The following is an 18,935-nucleotide window of genomic DNA, read 5'->3' as shown; positions in this document are numbered from 1 at the left end:
TCGTGCCGATCGCGATGGAAGAAAAGCTGCGCTTCGCTATCCGCGAAGGCGGCCGTACCGTCGGCGCAGGCATCGTCGCCTCCATCGTCGAGTAAATTCCGGTCCAACCGGACGTTGAAAACCCCGCGGGCAACCGCGGGGTTTTTGCTTTCAAGGCCGGAGCGGGATGAGGAAATGTGTTCGCGGCATTCGGCCCGCACCTCGCTCTCTCCCCTTGGAACCGATCATTTCTGCGTGTGATGTTTACAACAGTGCTCGCATCGTTCCCTGCGGGTTGACCGATTATCACGGGACCTTGCCGTCGGTCCGTGCTATCTTCCAGTCCTGACGATTTGCCTGATGGCAACGGTTGCGACCGAGGATCGGAATCCAATGAAAAAATGTGTTCTTGCGCGGCTTGCCGCGGCTGGCATCGTTTTGATTTGCACGGGGCAATCGCCGCAATTCGCATCGGCTGCCGATGACCGGCCGCTGATCTGGTCTCCCTCAAAGACCGGAGCCAACGCATATAAGCTCCGGCTTGGCGTTCGCCGGACGGGCCGGTGGAACACTTCCGCCGGTGCCGAGGTTGCGATGGGCGCTACCCGGACGGGCAAGATCAGCCCGCCCGGCGCACCGGTCCGTCTCTGGGGAATGGCTTCGCGCGAGAGCGGGCGAGGGGCGGTCAGGCGATCCTCACAAGTCAGCGTGGACTACAATGCCTTGCGGGGCACCGGCAATTTCGGTGCCGGTACCGCCCGCAGCTGGATTGTCACTCCGACGCTCGATGCGGAGGTGCACAGGAGCATCGCGCTTCAGTGCAACGCTTACGAAAGCAGGTGCAGCGAACCGAAGCTGACCCAATCGGCCAAGCTGTTGTCTCCGGTGAGCCGAACATCGCTCACGGTGCAGAGCCAGGCTTCAAGCAGCGGTCTCAGCGGTGTTAGCCGGATCGGCGTGGAACAGAATTTCGGCAATTTGCGTCTCGGCGCAGCCGTTGCCGACCCTTTGCTGGAGCCCCGAAGCGTTTTCGACATCAGTTACAGTATGAGGTGGTGAACCGGCATCGGGGCCTGCTCGCTCGACACATCTTGCGCAAATGCACGAAAGACCGCTACGCAGTCTTTCTGAAAGCGCTCTATCTTTGCGGGGAGGTATCATGAAGAAGCGGATCCTGTTTACCGGCGGCTCCGGTAAGGCCGGGCGGCACGCTGTGCCCTATCTTGTCGAGGCGGGTTACGAGGTCCACAATGTCGATCTCGTGCCGCTCGACAGCCCGGGCGTGACCAATCTGATCGCCGACATCACGGATAGCGGCCAGATGTTCAATGCACTGTCGATGCACCGGGATTTTCCTGATCTCGATCAGGGGCCGCAGCCCTTTGATGCGGTCGTGCATTTCGCGGCAGTCCCTCGCATACTTATCAAGCCGGATAACGAAACCTTCCGGATCAACGTGATGGGCACCTACAACGTCATCGAGGCGGCCGTGAAGCTCGGCATCCGGAAGATCATCGTCGCTTCCAGCGAAACGACCTATGGCGTCTGCTTCGCCGAGGGGCATCGTGATTTCCATCATTTCCCGCTGGAGGAAGACTACGATGTGAATCCGATGGATTCCTACGGGCTCTCCAAGGTGGTGAACGAGAAGACGGCGAGAGCCTTCGCCGAGCGCTCCGGCTTCGATATCTACGCATTGCGCATCGGTAATGTGATCGAGCCGCACGAATATGAGAACTTCCCGCATTATTTCGCCAATCCGGAAATCCGCAAAAGGATCGCCTGGAGCTATATCGACGCCCGCGACCTCGGGCAGATCGTGAAACTATGTGTAGAGAACGATGGTCTCGGCTTTGCGGTATTCAATGCCGCTAACGACACGGTCTCGGCGAACACCCCTTCGCGCGAACTGGCCAGACAATTCTATCCCGATGTTCCGTTCACACGCGATGTCGGCGAATTCGAGGGACTGCTTTCCAATCGCAAGATCCGGGAGGTTCTCGGATTCAAAGAAGAACATGACTGGCGGAGATATGTGAGGCTGAACGACTGACGCGTCACAGCCGCCGTTTCGGCGTCCAATGCCGGGTGCCGCCGAAATTTTGTTGATTGTTTTTCGTCTTTCGCTGCAAATGCGCTTGAAAGCGTCCGGCAAACTGAATATGAAGCCGCTGACTTGGGATGCAGCCGGTTCGGATTGCATCACAACGCTGTAGGGGTATAGCTCAGTTGGTAGAGCGGCGGTCTCCAAAACCGCAGGTCGGGGGTTCGAGCCCCTCTGCCCCTGCCATTCTCTTCGTCGCGGCCGTGCCCGATACGGGTGGGCTGCGTGGGGGAGGCGGCAAGGCCGTCTTTGTATATTCGCAAAAAAGGCTGATTGGCTCTTGTGGTTTTCACAATCGGTCTTTATGTAGGGGTCCAAACAGACACGCGGTGCGTGGGGCTGATAAGTCGGCTTTACGCGCCGTAATGGCGTGAGCATTTTATGGCATCCAAAACGAATCCATTTACGTTTCTGCAGCAAGTGCGCTCCGAAACGTCTAAAGTGACTTGGCCTTCACGGCGTGAGACGACGATCTCGACGCTGATGGTTTTCGTCATGGTCTCTTTTGCCGCCGCCTTTTTCTTTGGTGCGGACCAGTTGCTGGGTTGGGTGATGAGCCTGATCCTCAACGTTGGCGCTTGATTGGGTGGAGAGTAGCATGGCTGCGCGCTGGTATATTGTTCACGCCTATTCGAATTTTGAAAAGAAGGTCGCCGAGTCGATCGAAGAAAAGGCCAGGCAGAAGGGCCTGACGCACCTCTTCGAAAAAATCCTCGTGCCGACCGAAAAGGTGGTTGAGATCCGTCGCGGACGTAAGGTTGATGCGGAGCGGAAGTTCTTTCCGGGTTACGTGCTCGTTCGCGCCGACCTGACCGATGAGGCCTATCACCTTATCAAGAATACGCCGAAAGTGACGGGTTTTCTCGGAACGGACAGCAAGCCGGTGCCCATTCCGGATCATGAGGCCGATCGTATTCTTGGTCAGGTGCAGGACGGCGTCGAACGCCCGAAGCCCTCGATCTCGTTCGAGATCGGCGAGCAGGTCCGCGTGTCCGACGGCCCCTTCGCGTCGTTCAACGGCATCGTTCAGGATGTCGACGAAGAGCGGTCGCGCTTGAAGGTCGAGGTATCGATCTTTGGTCGTGCGACGCCTGTCGAGCTGGAATACGGCCAGGTCGAGAAGGTCTGACAGAACGTTGGCTTACGAGATGGGCAGGTCGAAACGTCGGCCTGCTCGGCGGAGCGATCCGCATCGCGTGGGAGGTTTCCGGTCTTAGCCGGGTCGGTCTATCCGCACCACGCAACCGCAGCCGCCGATCGATTGATCGGCAAGTGGCCGGGTTAACCGGCTGATGAGCTCTCTTTTCGGCATTTGCCGCGAAGGAGCAGTGAAAGGCAGAGAGAAATGGCTAAGAAAGTTGCAGGCCAGCTCAAGCTGCAGGTAAAGGCCGGTTCGGCAAATCCGTCGCCGCCGATCGGTCCTGCGCTTGGTCAGCGTGGCATTAACATCATGGAATTCTGCAAGGCGTTCAATGCCGCCACGCAGGAAATGGAAAAGGGCATGCCGATTCCGGTCGTCATCACCTATTTCCAGGACAAGTCCTTCACCTTCGTCATGAAGCAGCCGCCGGTCAGCTACTTCCTGAAGCGCGAAGCGAAAGTCCAGTCGGGCTCCAAGACCCCGGGCAAGGCGAAAGCCGGCGCGATCTCCAAGGCTCAGATCCGCACGATCGCAGAGGCCAAGATGAAGGACCTCAATGCGGCCGATATCGAAGGCGCAATGGCAATGGTCGAGGGCTCTGCCCGCTCCATGGGCCTGGAAGTGACGGGCTAAGACCATGGCGAAGATTGCAAAGCGTGTACAGAAGTCCCGCGAGGGCGTCGATCCTGCGAAGCTCTATGGTCTCACCGAAGCCGTGACGATGATCAAAGAGCGTGCGACGGCCAAGTTCGACGAGACGATCGAAGTCGCGATGAACCTCGGCGTCGACCCGCGTCATGCCGACCAGATGGTCCGCGGCGTGGTCAACCTTCCGAACGGCACCGGCCGCTCGGTCCGTGTCGCCGTTTTTGCCCGTGGCGCGAAGGCTGACGAAGCCAAGGCTGCCGGCGCTGACGTCGTGGGTGCGGAAGAGCTCGTCGAAATCGTCCAGGGCGGCAAGATCGATTTCGATCGCTGCATCGCTACCCCGGACATGATGCCGCTTGTCGGTCGTCTCGGTAAGGTTCTCGGTCCCCGTGGCATGATGCCGAACCCGAAGGTCGGTACGGTTACCATGGACGTCGCGGGAGCCGTCAAGGCTTCGAAGGGCGGTGCGGTAGAGTTCCGCGTCGAGAAGGCCGGTATCGTTCACGCCGGCATCGGCAAGGCATCCTTCGACGCCAAGGCGCTCGAAGAGAATATCCGTGCCTTTGCAGATGCGGTGATCAAGGCGAAGCCGACCGGCGCCAAGGGCAATTACGTCAAGCGCGTGGCTGTGTCTTCGACGATGGGTCCCGGTCTCAAGATCGATCCGGCGACGATCAGCGCTGCCTGATAGAAATTTTACGGACCTCGGTCCTTAACGTGATTTCCGGCCTTTCGGGGCCGGAAATTTCCGGGCTTCCCGCCCGGAATTCCTGTCCGAGATTGCGGGTGGTTTTACCTTAATCACCGTGCCCGCATGAGACGGGTAAGATCTGAATTTCAAGGAGACGCGTACGCGTCGAAATTCGGTTCGAACCTCGCTTGCCTTGTGTCAGACCCGGCTCTCCCGGGAACGCCAAGGGACAGGATCCTCAAGCGTTGCTTGGGATCGAGCATGATCCCGGGTGACAAAGGCAAACCCGGCAGGGCTGCGATGAGCAACCCTGCCAACTGGAGACAGACAGTGGAAAGAGCGGAAAAACGCGAATTCGTCACGGAGCTGAACGAAGTCTTCAAGGCTTCCGGTTCGGTTGTCGTGGCCCACTATGCTGGTGTCACAGTTGCGCAGATGAACGACTTCCGTTCGAAGATGCGCGCTGCTGGCGGCACCGTCAGAGTCGCGAAAAACCGCCTGGCCAAGATCGCTCTTCAGGGCACGGAGTCTGAAGGGATGACCGATCTCTTCAGGGGACAGACGCTGATCGCTTTCAGCGAAGACCCCGTAACGGCTCCGAAGGTCGTCATGGATTTCGCCAAGACCAACGACAAGCTCGTTGTACTCGGCGGCGCCATGGGGGCAACCACGCTCAACGCCGAAGGTGTCAAGTCGCTCGCGACCCTGCCTTCGCTCGATGAGCTGCGCGCGAAGCTGCTGGGCCTCCTCAATGCCCCGGCAACCCGCGTCGCGACGGTTGTCGCAGCACCGGCAAGCCAGCTTGCCCGCGTGTTCTCGGCCTACGCCAAGAAGGACGAAGCCGCCTGAGGCGGAATTTCGCTGTTGTATTTAGAACCAGTTCGAACCGAACAAAAGGAAAAGTAAAATGGCTGATCTCGCAAAGATCGTTGAAGACCTCTCCTCGTTGACCGTCCTGGAAGCTGCTGAGCTTTCCAAGCTTCTCGAAGAAAAGTGGGGCGTTTCTGCCGCTGCTCCGGTAGCCGTTGCTGCCGCCGGCGGTGCTGCCGCTGCTGCTCCGGTTGAGGAAGAAAAGACCGAGTTCGACGTCATCCTGACCGAAGCAGGCGCGAACAAGATCAACGTCATCAAGGAAGTCCGCGCCATCACCGGCCTCGGCCTCAAGGAAGCCAAGGATCTCGTCGAAGGCGCTCCGAAGGCTGTCAAGGAAGCTGTTTCCAAGGCTGAAGCTGCTGACCTCAAGAAGAAGCTCGAAGACGCTGGCGCCAAGGTCGACGTCAAGTAATTCGACGACATGCGAAGGGAGGGGGCCTTTATGGCCGCCTCTCTTTGACCGTTTTTAGAACATATTACCCAAAAGCCTGTCGAAAACGGCTTTTGGGTAATGGGTTCTTCAAGAGGATGGTCCCTATCGAAGGACAGCACAGCATTCCGCGCTGGCGTCTTTCGAAAGCTGGACGAGATTGAACCACCCATTGATTGACGGGGCCGACTGGCCATCGGTTCCCGTCCGTTGCAGGCCCGGATGCAAGATTGACAAGGAGCGACGATGGCTCAGACCCTTTCGTTTAACGGTCGTAGGCGCGTACGCAAGTTTTTTGGTAAAATTCCCGAAGTCGCGGAGATGCCGAACCTCATCGAGGTTCAGAAGGCATCCTACGACCAGTTCCTCATGGTGGACGAGCCCCAAGGCGGGCGGCCGGACGAGGGGCTTCAAGCCGTTTTCAAATCGGTGTTTCCGATAAAGGATTTCTCCGGCGCTTCGATGCTCGAATTCGTTTCCTACGAATTCGAGGCACCCAAGTTCGACGTCGAGGAGTGCCGTCAGCGCGACCTGACCTATGCGGCGCCTCTCAAGGTCACGTTGCGCCTGATCGTGTTCGATATCGACGAGGACACCGGCGCCAAGTCCATCAAGGACATCAAGGAACAGAACGTCTACATGGGCGACATGCCGCTCATGACGGACAACGGAACCTTCATCGTCAACGGCACCGAGCGCGTCATCGTCTCGCAGATGCACCGTTCGCCAGGTGTCTTTTTCGATCATGACAAGGGCAAGAGCCACTCGTCCGGCAAACTGCTCTTTGCCGCCCGCGTGATCCCCTATCGTGGTTCGTGGCTCGATATCGAATTCGATGCGAAGGACATCGTCCATGCGCGCATCGACCGCCGCCGCAAGATCCCGGTGACGTCGCTTCTGATGGCGCTCGGAATGGACGGCGAAGAGATTCTCGACACCTTCTATACGAAGTCGCTCTACCAGCGCGACGGCGAGGGCTGGCGCGTTCCGTTCCAGCCTGACGCGCTCAAGGGCCAGAAGGCCTTGGCAGACCTGATCGACGCCGATACCGGCGAAGTGGTCGTCGAAGGCGGCAAGAAGCTGACGCCGCGCCTGCTTCGTCAGTTGCAGGACAAGGGCCTGAAGGCCCTCAAGGCGACTGATGATGATCTTTACGGCAACTACCTCGCCGAGGATGTGGTCAACTTCGAGACAGGTGAAATCTACCTGGAAGCCGGCGACGAAATCGACGAGAAGACGCTTCCGGTCATCCTTTCCGCCGGGTTCGACGAGATCCCGGTTCTCGACATAGACCACATCAATATCGGCGCCTATATCCGCAATACGCTTGCGGCCGACAAGAACGAAAACCGACAGGACGCGCTGTTCGATATCTACCGCGTCATGCGTCCGGGTGAGCCGCCGACGATGGATTCGGCCGAAGCCATGTTCAATGCGCTCTTCTTCGATGCCGAGCGCTACGACCTTTCGGCCGTCGGCCGCGTCAAGATGAACATGCGTCTTGATCTGGATGTTCCGGATACGGTTCGCACGCTGCGCAAGGAAGATATCCTGGCCGTCGTCAAGATGCTCGTCGAACTGCGTGACGGCAAGGGCGAGATCGACGACATCGACAACCTCGGCAACCGCCGCGTCCGGTCGGTGGGCGAGTTGATGGAGAACCAGTATCGGCTGGGTCTGCTGCGCATGGAACGTGCGATCAAGGAGCGCATGTCCTCGATCGAGATCGACACAGTGATGCCGCAAGACCTCATCAACGCGAAGCCGGCTGCCGCCGCGGTGCGTGAATTCTTCGGCTCGTCTCAGCTTTCGCAGTTCATGGACCAGGTGAACCCGCTCTCGGAAATCACCCACAAGCGCCGCCTTTCGGCACTGGGTCCTGGCGGTCTTACCCGTGAACGCGCCGGCTTCGAAGTTCGCGACGTGCATCCGACGCATTATGGCCGTATCTGCCCGATCGAAACGCCGGAAGGCCCGAACATCGGTCTGATCAACTCGCTTGCGACATTTGCCCGCGTCAACAAGTATGGCTTCATCGAAAGCCCTTACCGTAAGATCGTCGACGGCAAGGTGACCAGCGACGTCGTCTATCTCTCGGCGATGGAAGAAGCCAAGTATCACGTTGCGCAAGCGAACTCGGTGCTGGACGAAGACGGCTCCTTCTCGGAAGAGTTCGTCGTTTGCCGCCACGCCGGCGAAGTCATGCTGGCGCCGCGCGACAATATCAACCTGATGGACGTTTCGCCGAAGCAGCTCGTCTCCGTCGCGGCCGCGCTCATTCCGTTCCTCGAGAACGATGACGCCAACCGCGCGCTGATGGGTTCGAACATGCAGCGTCAGGCCGTGCCGTTGCTGCGTGCGGAGGCACCCTTCGTCGGCACAGGCATGGAGCCGGTCGTCGCGCGTGACTCCGGTGCTGCTATCGCTGCGCGCCGCGGCGGTATCGTGGATCAGGTAGACGCGACGCGTATCGTTATCCGCGCCACCGAGGACCTGGATCCGTCCAAGTCCGGCGTCGATATCTACCGCCTGCAGAAGTTCCAGCGCTCCAACCAGAACACCTGCGTCAACCAGCGCCCGCTGGTCACCGTCGGTGACGTTCTGAACAAGGGCGACATCATCGCGGATGGTCCGTCTACGGACCTCGGCGATCTGGCGCTCGGCCGCAACGCGCTCGTCGCGTTCATGCCCTGGAACGGCTACAACTACGAAGATTCGATCCTGCTTTCCGAGCGGATCGTGCGCGATGACGTCTTCACGTCCATCCACATCGAAGAATTCGAGGTGATGGCGCGTGATACCAAGCTTGGTCCGGAAGAAATCACCCGTGACATTCCGAACGTTTCGGAAGAAGCGCTGAAGAACCTCGACGAAGCCGGCATCGTCTATATCGGCGCCGAAGTTCAGCCGGGCGACATTCTCGTAGGCAAGATCACGCCGAAGGGCGAAAGCCCAATGACGCCGGAAGAAAAGCTTCTGCGCGCCATCTTCGGTGAGAAGGCGTCGGATGTTCGTGATACCTCCATGCGCATGCCTCCGGGCACGTTCGGTACGGTCGTCGAAGTTCGCGTCTTCAATCGTCATGGCGTGGAGAAAGACGAGCGCGCGATGGCCATCGAGCGCGAGGAAATCGAACGCCTCGCCAAGGACCGCGACGACGAACAGGCGATCCTGGATCGTAACGTCTATGCGCGTCTGGTCGACATGTTGCGCGGTCACGTGGCGGTTGCCGGTCCGAAGGGCTTCAAGAAGGGCACCGAGCTTTCGAATGCCGTGATCAGCGAATATCCCCGCTCGCAGTGGTGGATGTTCGCCATCGAGGACGAAAAGGCGCAGGGCGAGATCGAAGCGCTCCGCGGTCAGTACGACGAATCCAAGTCGCGTCTTGAACAGCGCTTCATGGACAAGGTCGAGAAGGTCCAGCGTGGCGACGAAATGCCTCCTGGCGTCATGAAGATGGTCAAGGTCTTCGTCGCTGTGAAGCGCAAGATCCAGCCGGGCGACAAGATGGCCGGCCGTCACGGCAACAAGGGTGTCGTGTCGCGCATCGTGCCGATCGAAGACATGCCGTTCCTGGAGGACGGCACGCATGTCGACGTGGTGCTGAACCCGCTCGGCGTGCCTTCGCGCATGAATGTCGGCCAGATTCTCGAGACCCATCTCGGCTGGGCTTGCGCCGGCATGGGCAAGAAGATCGGAGCGATGCTCGATGCGTATAAGGCGGGCGCTGACATTCAGCCGCTGCGCGACACCATCGACAGCGTCATCGGATCCGGTCCGAAGGGCGAGCCGATCAAGCAGTACGACGATGAGTCGATCGTACGGCTGGCCGAGCAGACCCGTCGCGGCGTATCGATCGCAACGCCGGTCTTCGACGGTGCAGTCGAGGCCGACGTCAACGAGATGCTCGAGCAGGCCGGCCTCAAGGTAACCGGCCAGTCGACGCTCTATGACGGCCGTACCGGCGAGACGTTCGACCGTCAGGTGACCGTGGGCTACATCTACATGCTGAAGCTCAACCACCTGGTCGACGACAAGATCCACGCCCGTTCGATCGGACCGTATTCGCTCGTTACCCAGCAGCCGCTGGGCGGCAAGGCGCAGTTCGGCGGTCAGCGCTTCGGCGAGATGGAGGTCTGGGCGCTGGAAGCCTATGGCGCCGCCTACACGCTGCAGGAGATGCTGACGGTCAAGTCGGATGACGTGGCCGGCCGCACCAAGGTCTATGAAGCTATCGTCCGTGGCGACGACACCTTCGAAGCGGGCATTCCGGAGAGCTTCAACGTTCTCGTCAAGGAAATGCGCTCGCTGGGCCTTTCGGTCGAGCTGGAAAACTCCAAGGTCGACGAAGTCGGTGCCAGTGCGCAGCTGCCTGACGCGGCCGAATAAGAGACATGAGGTGCGTGCCGCTCAGCGGCGCGCACCGTTTCCGCCGTCGGGCATCTGATTGTCCGCGGCAGGAACAGGGGCCGCACCCGATGCGGTTTTAGCTGTTTATTGGGCAGGGGCCGGCGCCCGGGATTGCCGGCACCCTCGCCAAGCTCAGGGCTTAATGCCCCAAAGGAGACAGGCATGAACCAAGAGGTCATGAATCTTTTCAATCCGCAGGTGCCTGCACAGACCTTCGATTCCATCCGGATCTCGATTGCGTCCCCGGAGAAGATTCTTTCCTGGTCTTACGGTGAGATCAAGAAGCCGGAGACGATCAACTACCGCACCTTCAAGCCGGAACGCGACGGTCTTTTCTGCGCCCGCATTTTTGGTCCGATCAAGGACTATGAGTGCCTGTGCGGCAAGTACAAGCGCATGAAGTACAAGGGCATCATCTGCGAAAAGTGCGGCGTCGAAGTCACGCTGTCGCGCGTTCGGCGCGAGCGCATGGGCCATATCGAGCTCGCCGCGCCCGTTGCTCACATCTGGTTCCTCAAGTCGCTGCCGAGCCGCATCTCGACGCTGCTCGACATGACGCTCAAGGATATCGAGCGCGTCCTCTATTTCGAGAACTACATCGTCACCGAGCCGGGTCTGACGTCGCTCAAGGAAAATCAGCTCCTGAGCGAAGAAGAATACATGATCGCGGTCGACGAGTTCGGTGAGGACCAGTTCACCGCCATGATCGGCGCCGAAGCGATCTACGAGATGCTCGCATCGATGAATCTCGAGAAGATCGCGGGCGACCTGCGTTCTGAAATGGCTGAGACGACGTCTGATCTGAAGCAGAAGAAGCTGATGAAGCGGCTGAAGATCGTCGAGAACTTCATGGAGTCGGGCAATCGTCCGGAATGGATGATCATGAAGGTCGTTCCGGTTATTCCGCCGGACCTGCGTCCGCTCGTTCCGCTCGACGGCGGCCGTTTCGCCACGTCGGATCTCAACGATCTCTATCGCCGCGTCATCAACCGTAACAACCGCCTGAAGCGGCTGATCGAACTGCGTGCGCCGGGCATCATCATCCGCAACGAAAAGCGGATGCTGCAGGAATCGGTGGATGCGCTGTTCGACAACGGCCGTCGCGGTCGCGTCATCACGGGTGCCAACAAGCGTCCGCTGAAGTCGCTCTCCGACATGCTCAAGGGCAAGCAGGGGCGCTTCCGTCAGAACCTGCTCGGCAAGCGCGTCGACTATTCCGGCCGTTCGGTCATCGTGACCGGGCCGGAACTCAAGCTGCATCAGTGCGGCCTGCCGAAGAAAATGGCGCTCGAGCTCTTCAAGCCCTTCATCTATGCGCGTCTCGACGCCAAGGGTTATTCCTCGACCGTCAAGCAGGCCAAGAAGCTGGTCGAAAAGGAAAAGCCGGAAGTCTGGGATATCCTCGACGAGGTCATCCGCGAGCATCCGGTCCTTCTGAACCGCGCGCCGACCCTGCACCGCCTGGGCATCCAGGCCTTCGAACCGATCCTGGTCGAAGGCAAGGCCATTCAGCTGCACCCGCTCGTCTGCACGGCCTTCAACGCCGACTTCGACGGTGACCAGATGGCCGTTCACGTGCCGCTCTCGCTTGAAGCGCAGCTCGAAGCACGCGTGCTGATGATGTCGACGAACAACATCCTGCATCCTGCAAACGGTGCTCCGATCATCGTGCCGTCGCAGGACATGGTGCTTGGTCTCTACTACCTCTCGATCATGAACCAGAACGAGCCGGGCGAAGGCATGGCGTTTTCCGACATGGGCGAACTGCACCATGCGCTGGAGACCAAGGCCGTAACCCTGCATGCCAAGATCCGCGGCCGCTACAAGACCGTCGACGCCGAAGGCAATCCGGTTTCGAAAATCTACGAAACGACGCCTGGCCGGATGATCATCGGCGAGCTCCTGCCGAAGAATCCGAACGTCCCCTTCGAAACCTGCAACCAGGAAATGACCAAGAAGAACATCTCCAAGATGATCGACACGGTCTATCGCCATTGCGGTCAGAAGGACACGGTCATCTTCTGCGACAGGATCATGCAGCTCGGCTTCTCGCATGCCTGCCGTGCCGGCATTTCGTTCGGCAAGGACGACATGGTGATTCCGGACACGAAGGTGAAGATCGTCGGCGATACCGAAGCGCTCGTGAAGGAATACGAGCAGCAGTACAATGACGGCCTCATCACCCAGGGCGAAAAGTACAACAAGGTGGTCGACGCCTGGGGCAAGGCGACCGAAAAGGTCGCCGAAGAGATGATGGCGCGCATCAAGGCCGTCGAATTCGACGACAGCGGCCGCCAGAAGCCGATGAACTCGATCTATATGATGTCCCACTCGGGCGCCCGTGGTTCGCCGAACCAGATGCGTCAGCTGGGCGGCATGCGCGGCCTCATGGCGAAGCCGTCGGGCGAGATCATCGAAACTCCGATCATCTCGAACTTCAAGGAAGGCCTGACCGTGAACGAGTACTTCAACTCGACGCACGGTGCCCGTAAGGGTCTCGCCGACACCGCCTTGAAAACTGCGAACTCCGGTTACCTGACCCGTCGTCTCGTCGACGTGGCGCAGGACTGCATCGTCACGCACACGGATTGCGGCACCGACAAGGGCCTCACCATGACTGCGATCGTCGATGCCGGTCAGGTCGTTGCCTCCATCGGCCAGCGTATCCTTGGCCGTACGGCGCTCGACAACATCGACAACCCGGTCACCGGCGAACGCATCGTCGATGCCGGCCGGATGATCCTCGAGCCGGATGTCGTTGCGATCGAAAAGGCTGGGATTCAGTCGGTTCGGATTCGGTCGGCACTGACCTGCGAAATCCAGACCGGTGTTTGCGGCGTCTGCTACGGCCGCGACCTTGCGCGCGGTACGCCCGTCAACATGGGCGAGGCAGTCGGCGTCATCGCCGCCCAGTCGATCGGCGAGCCGGGCACGCAGCTTACCATGCGTACGTTCCACCTTGGCGGTACGGCAACCGTGGTCGACCAGTCGTTCCTGGAAGCCTCCTATGAAGGCACGGTCCAGATCAAGAACCGCAACATGCTGCGCAACTCCGATGGCGTGCTCGTTGCCATGGGGCGCAACATGGCGATCCAGATCCTCGACGAACGCGGTGTCGAGCGCTCCTCGCAGCGCGTCGCCTATGGCTCGAAGATCTTCGTCGACGATGGCGACACGGTGAGGCGCGGTCAGCGTTTCGCCGAGTGGGATCCCTATACCCGTCCGATGATGACGGAAGTAGAAGGTACCGTTCACTTCGAAGACGTGGTTGATGGCATCTCGGTTCTGGAATCGACGGACGAGTCGACCGGCATCACCAAGCGTCAGGTCATCGACTGGCGTTCGACGCCGCGTGGTACCGACCTTAAGCCTGCGATCGTCATCAAGGACAAGAACGGCAATATCGCCAAGCTTGCCCGCGGCGGCGAAGCCCGCTTCATGCTCTCGGTCGACGCGATCCTTTCCGTCGAACCGGGGCAGAAGGTGAGCCAGGGTGACGTTCTTGCCCGTTCGCCGCTCGAAAGCGCCAAGACCAAGGACATCACCGGTGGTCTGCCGCGTGTTGCCGAATTGTTCGAGGCGCGCCGTCCGAAGGATCACGCCATCATCGCGGAGATCGATGGTACGATCCGTTTCGGCCGCGATTACAAGAACAAGCGTCGCGTCATGATCGAGCCGGCGGAAGATGGTGTCGAGCCGGTCGAATACCTGATCCCGAAGGGCAAGCCCTTCCATCTTCAGGATGGCGACTACATCGAAAAGGGCGATTACATCCTCGATGGTAACCCGGCACCGCATGACATTCTGGCGATCAAGGGCGTGGAAGCACTTGCTTCCTATCTCGTGAACGAGATCCAGGAAGTCTATCGACTGCAGGGCGTTGTCATCAACGACAAGCACATCGAGGTGATCGTCCGGCAGATGCTGCAGAAGGTGGAAATCACCGACGCCGGTGACTCGACCTATATCGTCGGCGACAATGTCGATCGCATCGAGCTGGAAGATGTCAATGACAGCCTGATTGCCGAAGGCAAGAAGCCCGCCTTTGGCGATCCGGTCCTGCTCGGCATAACCAAGGCATCGCTGCAGACGCCGTCCTTCATCTCGGCCGCTTCGTTCCAGGAGACCACCAAGGTCCTCACCGAAGCAGCGGTCGCAGGCAAGACGGACAACCTGCAGGGTCTCAAGGAGAACGTCATCGTCGGTCGCCTTATCCCGGCCGGTACCGGCGGCACGATGACTCAGATCCGCCGTATCGCCACGGCCCGCGACGAGTTGATCCTCGAAGAGCGCCGCAAGGGAACGGGTGCGGAAAGCGCCACGCCCATGCTCGCGGCAATGGCAAACGACCCCGCTGCCGCGGAGTAAGCGGGAAGGGAAGGGTGACTGCCCTTCCCGGTGAAACGATAAAGCCGCCCGGAGCGATCCGGGCGGCTATTTTCTGAGCACTTCTGGAAGCACGGCCTGCTCAACTGAAGCGGATGATCGCGACTTCGCCCTCCAGTGCCCCCTGATATGCGGACGCATGCGGCTCCTCTTCCGGCATGCCGTTCAAGGTGCCGATCTGGTCGAGATCGGCTTCAAGGAAGCCCTCCTCGGCGAGCGCGTTCAACGCCTCGCGCACGGCCGTATCATCATCCGGTGCACGGAGCATTACATGGATGTCGACGCCCTCTTTGTCGCCGTCGGTTTCATAGGCCTTGCCGATGACGATGAATATCAGCGGTTCGTCGGGCGCATTGTCGTTATCCGGGGTGACAGACATGGAAACATCCTCTTCGAAAATTAGTATAGGCAATCGCGTCCTTCAATCGACCACGGTTAAAGGAAGCATTCAGTGGCGCTGAGACGAGGGATGCGGGGAAACCGGATACACTTTGCCTCATCCTGCTCTACTGCATATTGCGCCAGATCGGAACCCGTTCCAGGAATCAGGCTGATGATGCGATTTATTTGTCTGGGGGATGGCGTGGACCGGTAAGACCGCGGCCGTAGCCGACTCGCCGTCGTGGAAAACGGCAGAAAGAAGTTGCTGATTCCTCAAGGCCGGATGACTATCCGCATATGGGAGTTGCCTTCCGGCCGGTCCCGAGGACAGGCGAGGCGTGCAAAGCCTTGTTTCTCGGGCATATCAGGGCTGCGTGGCTCTATATTTTCTGAATCGCCCTTGACGAATGGCCCTGAAATCAGTACACCCCGCCGCATCAGAGCCCATGTGAGGCTGGCTGGTTCGGAACGACACGTTCTGGAGTTCGCCTCAAACAAGGTTCAAAACGCACGCTGACGACATAATGCTGCACGCAAGACGCGCGAAATGGTGCGTCCTCTGCTTTTTGTGGGGCCATCTGCGGAAAAGCGGATCGGCCCTCATTTTGCGCATTTCATAGGCGTTCGTTGTTGCCGGCGACGGCAAGCGATCCGCCCGAAAGGGTAACGAGACAAGTTTTTTGTAAGGGATGGTTAGATGCCTACCGTAAACCAGCTGATCCGCAAGCCGCGTCAGGCACAGGTAAAGCGCAACAAGGTTCCTGCGCTGCAGGAAAACCCGCAGAAGCGCGGCGTTTGCACCCGCGTCTACACGACGACCCCGAAGAAGCCGAACTCGGCTCTCCGTAAGGTCGCCAAGATCCGCCTGACCAACGGCTTCGAAGTGATCGGCTACATTCCCGGTGAAGGCCATAACCTTCAGGAGCACTCCGTCGTCATGATCCGCGGCGGCCGCGTGAAGGACCTTCCGGGTGTCCGTTACCACATCATCCGCGGCGTTCTCGATACGCAGGGTGTTAAGAACCGCAAACAGCGCCGCTCCAAGTATGGCGCGAAGCGTCCGAAATAATATCGCAACCGGCGCCATTTCGCTGGTCATAAGATTTAAAGTTGAGAGACGAGAAGTATGTCCCGACGTCACAGAGCAGAAAAGCGTGAGATCAACCCGGATCCGAAGTTCGGTGATCTGGTTGTCACGAAGTTCATGAACGCAATCATGCTGCACGGCAAAAAGTCCGTAGCGGAAAGCATCGTCTATGGTGCGTTCGATGCGGTCCAGTCGAAGCTGAAGCAGGAGCCGGTCACCGTGTTCCATTCCGCGCTCGACAACATCGCTCCGCATGTGGAAGTGCGTTCCCGCCGCGTCGGTGGTGCTACCTACCAGGTTCCGGTCGATGTTCGTCCGGAGCGCCGCCAGGCTCTCGCTATCCGCTGGCTGATCGCGGCTGCCCGTAAGCGCAATGAAACGACCATGGTCGATCGCCTCTGCGGCGAACTCATGGACGCAGCGAACAACCGCGGCAGCGCAGTCAAGAAGCGTGAAGACACCCACAAGATGGCTGATGCCAACCGTGCGTTCTCGCACTACCGTTGGTAATCCGAACTGGTTTCGAAAGGCAGTCTCTCATGGCTCGCGAATATAAAATCGAAGACTACCGAAATTTCGGTATCATGGCGCATATTGACGCCGGCAAGACCACGACGACCGAGCGTATCCTCTACTACACCGGCAAGTCCCACAAGATCGGCGAAGTTCATGACGGCGCCGCAACCATGGACTGGATGGAGCAGGAGCAGGAGCGCGGCATCACGATCACGTCTGCTGCCACGACGACTTTCTGGAAGGGTCGCGACGGCAAGTCGCGTCGCTTCAACATCATCGACACGCCCGGCCACGTCGACTTCACCATCGAAGTCGAACGTTCGCTGCGCGTTCTCGATGGCGCGATCGCGCTTCTCGACGCCAACGCCGGCGTAGAGCCGCAGACGGAAACCGTCTGGCGCCAGGCTGAGAAGTACAATGTTCCGCGTATGATCTTCTGCAACAAGATGGACAAGACCGGTGCGGACTTCTACCGCTCGGTCGAGATGATCAAGACGCGCCTCGGTGCGACGGCAGTCGTCATGCAGCTGCCGATCGGCGCTGAAAGCGACTTCAAGGGCGTTGTCGATCTGATCGAAATGAATGCTCTGATCTGGCGCGACGAATCGCTCGGCGCCCAGTGGGATGTCGTCGAGATTCCGGACGACCTGAAGGAAAAGGCTGAAGAATACCGCGAAAAGCTGATCGAGACGGTTGTCGAGATCGACGAAGCGGCGATGGAAGCCTATCTCGAGGGGCAGTATCCGGACAACGAACAGATTCGCGCGCTCGTCCGTCGCGGCACGATCGACGTGAAGTTCCACCCGATGTTCTGCGGTACCGCGTTCAAGAACAAGGGTGTTCAGCCGCTCCTCGACGCTGTTGTCGATTACCTTCCGTCTCCGGTGGACATCCCGGCGATCAAGGGCATCGACGTCAAGACCGAGGCGGAAATCGAGCGTCATGCTTCGGACGAAGAGCCGCTTTCGATGCTGGCCTTCAAGATCATGAACGACCCCTTCGTCGGTTCGCTGACCTTTGCGCGCATCTATTCCGGCAAGCTCGAAAAGGGCACGTCGGTCATGAACACCGTCAAGGAAAAGCGCGAGCGCGTCGGCCGCATGCTGCAGATGCACTCGAATTCGCGTGAAGACATCGAAGAAGCCTTCGCCGGCGACATCGTTGCTCTGGCCGGTCTTAAGGAAACGACCACCGGCGATACGCTCTGCGATCCGCTGAAGCAGGTCATTCTCGAGCGCATGGAATTCCCGGAGCCGGTTATCCAGATCGCTATCGAGCCGAAGACCAAGGGCGACCAGGAAAAGATGGGCCTCGCGCTCAACCGCCTGGCTGCTGAGGACCCGTCCTTCCGCGTCAAGACCGACGAAGAATCCGGTCAGACGATCATTGCCGGCATGGGCGAGCTCCATCTCGACATTCTGGTTGACCGTATGCGTCGTGAGTTCAAGGTCGAAGCAACCGTAGGCGCGCCGCAGGTTGCCTATCGCGAGACCATCACGCGTCAGCACGAAGAAGATTACACGCACAAGAAACAGTCCGGTGGTACCGGCCAGTTCGCACGCGTCAAGATCGTCTTCGAACCGAACCCGGAAGGCGAAGAGTTCAAGTTCGAATCCAAGATCGTCGGTGGTGCTGTTCCGAAGGAATACATCCCGGGCGTTCAGAAGGGTATCGAGAGCGTGCTCTCTTCAGGTCCGCTTGCCGGCTTCCCGATGCTCGGCGTCAAGGCGACGCTGATCGACGGTGCATTCCACGACGTCGACTCGTCGGTCCTGGCCTTCGAAATCGCGTCCCGTGCATGCTTCCGTGAAGCGGCCAAGAAGGCCGGAGCTCAGCTCCTCGAGCCGATCATGAAGGTCGAGGTCGTGACGCCGGAAGACTACGTCGGCGACGTGATCGGTGACTTGAACTCTCGCCGCGGCCAGATCCAGGGTCAGGAAGCACGCGGCGTCGCCGTCGTGATTAATGCCCACGTGCCGCTGGCGAACATGTTCAAGTACGTGGACAACCTGCGCTCGATGTCGCAGGGCCGCGCTCAATACACGATGCTGTTCGATCACTACGCGCCGGTTCCGTCGAACGTCGCGCAGGAAATCCAGGCGAAGTATTCCGGTCAGAAGTGACCGGAATAGCCTCGCGCTGAAACAGAATGAAAAGATTTCCCCTCTAGGGGACAGGAAACGGAGAGCCGGAAATGGCAAAGAGCAAATTTGAGCGCAATAAGCCGCACGTCAACATTGGCACGATTGGCCACGTTGACCATGGCAAGACGTCGCTGACGGCAGCGAT

Annotated in this window: 16 protein-coding genes and 1 tRNA gene; 16 read left to right on the top strand and 1 reads right to left on the bottom strand. The window is 59.3% G+C overall.

The features are described from left to right. The 12 genes from FB009_RS31510 to rpoC form a co-directional block, all read left to right on the top strand. A partial coding sequence (locus tag FB009_RS31510) for an EF-Tu C-terminal domain-related protein (RefSeq protein ID WP_018010126.1) occupies positions 1-95 on the top strand: 95 nt, incomplete at its 5' end. Between the two features lie 277 nt (positions 96-372). Further along, positions 373-1,038, top strand: a complete 666-nt coding sequence (locus FB009_RS31505) for a hypothetical protein (protein WP_011975158.1) — start codon at positions 373-375, stop codon at positions 1,036-1,038. A 100-nt stretch (positions 1,039-1,138) separates the two neighbouring features. Beyond that, complete coding sequence (locus FB009_RS31500) at positions 1,139-2,032, top strand: NAD-dependent epimerase/dehydratase family protein (RefSeq protein ID WP_011975159.1); 894 nt, start codon at positions 1,139-1,141, stop codon at positions 2,030-2,032. Between the two features lie 161 nt (positions 2,033-2,193). After that, positions 2,194-2,269: transfer RNA gene (locus FB009_RS31495), tRNA-Trp, on the top strand. A 195-nt stretch (positions 2,270-2,464) separates the two neighbouring features. Beyond that, the gene (gene secE / locus FB009_RS31490; protein ID WP_011975160.1) at positions 2,465-2,665 is read left to right on the top strand and encodes a preprotein translocase subunit SecE; all 201 of its coding nucleotides are present in this window, start codon (positions 2,465-2,467) and stop codon (positions 2,663-2,665) included. Positions 2,666-2,681: 16 nt separating this feature from the next. Continuing rightward, positions 2,682-3,212: a transcription termination/antitermination protein NusG gene (nusG, locus tag FB009_RS31485; protein WP_011975161.1), complete on the top strand. Its 531-nt coding sequence runs from the start codon at positions 2,682-2,684 to the stop codon at positions 3,210-3,212. 216 nt (positions 3,213-3,428) lie between these two features. Continuing rightward, positions 3,429-3,857: a 50S ribosomal protein L11 gene (rplK, locus tag FB009_RS31480; RefSeq protein WP_011975162.1), complete on the top strand. Its 429-nt coding sequence runs from the start codon at positions 3,429-3,431 to the stop codon at positions 3,855-3,857. A gap of 4 nt (positions 3,858-3,861) precedes the next feature. Then, complete coding sequence (rplA, locus tag FB009_RS31475; RefSeq protein ID WP_011975163.1) at positions 3,862-4,560, top strand: 50S ribosomal protein L1; 699 nt, start codon at positions 3,862-3,864, stop codon at positions 4,558-4,560. A gap of 333 nt (positions 4,561-4,893) precedes the next feature. Then, positions 4,894-5,412, top strand: coding sequence for a 50S ribosomal protein L10 (gene rplJ / locus FB009_RS31465; protein ID WP_024312510.1), 519 nt, complete (start codon positions 4,894-4,896; stop codon positions 5,410-5,412). A gap of 58 nt (positions 5,413-5,470) precedes the next feature. Further along, positions 5,471-5,848, top strand: a complete 378-nt coding sequence (rplL, locus tag FB009_RS31460) for a 50S ribosomal protein L7/L12 (RefSeq protein ID WP_011975165.1) — start codon at positions 5,471-5,473, stop codon at positions 5,846-5,848. Between the two features lie 264 nt (positions 5,849-6,112). Next, positions 6,113-10,255, top strand: a complete 4,143-nt coding sequence (rpoB, locus tag FB009_RS31455) for a DNA-directed RNA polymerase subunit beta (RefSeq protein ID WP_011975166.1) — start codon at positions 6,113-6,115, stop codon at positions 10,253-10,255. A gap of 183 nt (positions 10,256-10,438) precedes the next feature. Continuing rightward, positions 10,439-14,644 carry a DNA-directed RNA polymerase subunit beta' gene (gene rpoC / locus FB009_RS31450; RefSeq protein WP_011975167.1) on the top strand — a complete coding sequence of 1,402 codons (4,206 nt, stop codon included), beginning with the start codon at positions 10,439-10,441 and terminating at the stop codon, positions 14,642-14,644. 100 nt (positions 14,645-14,744) lie between these two features. On the opposite strand, the gene FB009_RS31445 is transcribed toward rpoC, so the two are convergent. Continuing rightward, positions 14,745-15,041 (bottom strand): hypothetical protein, encoded by a 297-nt coding sequence (locus tag FB009_RS31445; RefSeq protein WP_011975168.1) that lies wholly within the window; start codon positions 15,039-15,041, stop codon positions 14,745-14,747. A 699-nt stretch (positions 15,042-15,740) separates the two neighbouring features. On the opposite strand from FB009_RS31445, the gene rpsL reads away from it, so the two are divergent. The 4 genes from rpsL to FB009_RS31425 all read left to right on the top strand — a co-directional run. After that, complete coding sequence (gene rpsL / locus FB009_RS31440; RefSeq protein ID WP_003507760.1) at positions 15,741-16,112, top strand: 30S ribosomal protein S12; 372 nt, start codon at positions 15,741-15,743, stop codon at positions 16,110-16,112. Between the two features lie 57 nt (positions 16,113-16,169). Beyond that, positions 16,170-16,640 carry a 30S ribosomal protein S7 gene (gene rpsG / locus FB009_RS31435; RefSeq protein WP_011975169.1) on the top strand — a complete coding sequence of 157 codons (471 nt, stop codon included), beginning with the start codon at positions 16,170-16,172 and terminating at the stop codon, positions 16,638-16,640. Between the two features lie 29 nt (positions 16,641-16,669). Beyond that, positions 16,670-18,769 (top strand): elongation factor G, encoded by a 2,100-nt coding sequence (fusA, locus tag FB009_RS31430; protein ID WP_011975170.1) that lies wholly within the window; start codon positions 16,670-16,672, stop codon positions 18,767-18,769. A 71-nt stretch (positions 18,770-18,840) separates the two neighbouring features. Further along, positions 18,841-18,935, top strand: a 95-nt coding sequence (locus FB009_RS31425; protein WP_018010120.1) for a GTP-binding protein, incomplete at its 3' end; no start/stop codon positions are given.

This window comes from Sinorhizobium medicae, assembly GCF_007827695.1.
Classification (GTDB): domain Bacteria; phylum Pseudomonadota; class Alphaproteobacteria; order Rhizobiales; family Rhizobiaceae; genus Sinorhizobium; species Sinorhizobium medicae.
This window is presented reverse-complemented; position numbering and strand designations above follow the sequence as displayed.